Origin of the sequence: Kitasatospora sp. NPDC127060, assembly GCF_042724935.1 — a bacterium.
Lineage (GTDB): Bacteria > Actinomycetota > Actinomycetes > Streptomycetales > Streptomycetaceae > Kitasatospora.
This window is the reverse complement of sequence record NZ_JBHXEG010000206.1, coordinates 1-1,030: the sequence shown is the minus strand read 5'-3', so window position 1 is coordinate 1,030 and position 1,030 is coordinate 1. Positions and strand designations below refer to the sequence as shown.

1 rRNA gene is annotated in these 1,030 nt (G+C 55.7%); it reads right to left on the bottom strand.

Features of this window, described 5'->3' with window-relative positions:
- Positions 1 to 2: 2 nt before the first annotated feature.
- Positions 3 to 1,030 (bottom strand): 23S ribosomal RNA (locus tag ACFWIS_RS40750); the annotation flags it as partial.

The following is a 1,030-nucleotide window of genomic DNA, read 5'->3' as shown; positions in this document are numbered from 1 at the left end:
CTGAGGACAAGCCCTCGGCCTATTAGTACCGGTCAACTCCACCCCTTACAGGGCTTCCATATCCGGCCTATCAACCCAGTCGTCTACTGGGAGCCTTACCCTCTCAAGGAGGTGGGAGTGCTCATCTCGAAGCAGGCTTCCCGCTTAGATGCTTTCAGCGGTTATCCCTCCCGAACGTAGCCAACCAGCCATGCCCTTGGCAGGACAACTGGCACACCAGAGGTTCGTCCGTCCCGGTCCTCTCGTACTAGGGACAGCCCTTCTCAACACTCCTACGCGCACAGCGGATAGGGACCGAACTGTCTCACGACGTTCTAAACCCAGCTCGCGTACCGCTTTAATGGGCGAACAGCCCAACCCTTGGGACCTACTCCAGCCCCAGGATGCGACGAGCCGACATCGAGGTGCCAAACCATCCCGTCGATATGGACTCTTGGGGAAGATCAGCCTGTTATCCCCGGGGTACCTTTTATCCGTTGAGCGACGGCGCTTCCACAAGCCACCGCCGGATCACTAGTCCCTACTTTCGTACCTGCTCGACCCGTCAGTCTCACAGTCAAGCTCCCTTGTGCACTTACACTCAACACCTGATTGCCAACCAGGCTGAGGGAACCTTTGGGCGCCTCCGTTACTCTTTAGGAGGCAACCGCCCCAGTTAAACTACCCACCAGACACTGTCCCTGATCCGGATCACGGACCCAGGTTAGACATCCAGCACGACCAGAGTGGTATTTCAACGGCGACTCCACAACAACTGGCGTTGCTGCTTCAAAGTCTCCCACCTATCCTACACAAGCCGAACCGAACACCAATATCAAGCTATAGTAAAGGTCCCGGGGTCTTTCCGTCCTGCTGCGCGAAACGAGCATCTTTACTCGTAATGCAATTTCACCGGGCCTATGGTTGAGACAGTCGAGAAGTCGTTACGCCATTCGTGCAGGTCGGAACTTACCCGACAAGGAATTTCGCTACCTTAGGATGGTTATAGTTACCACCGCCGTTTACTGGCGCTTAAGTTCTCAGCTTCGCC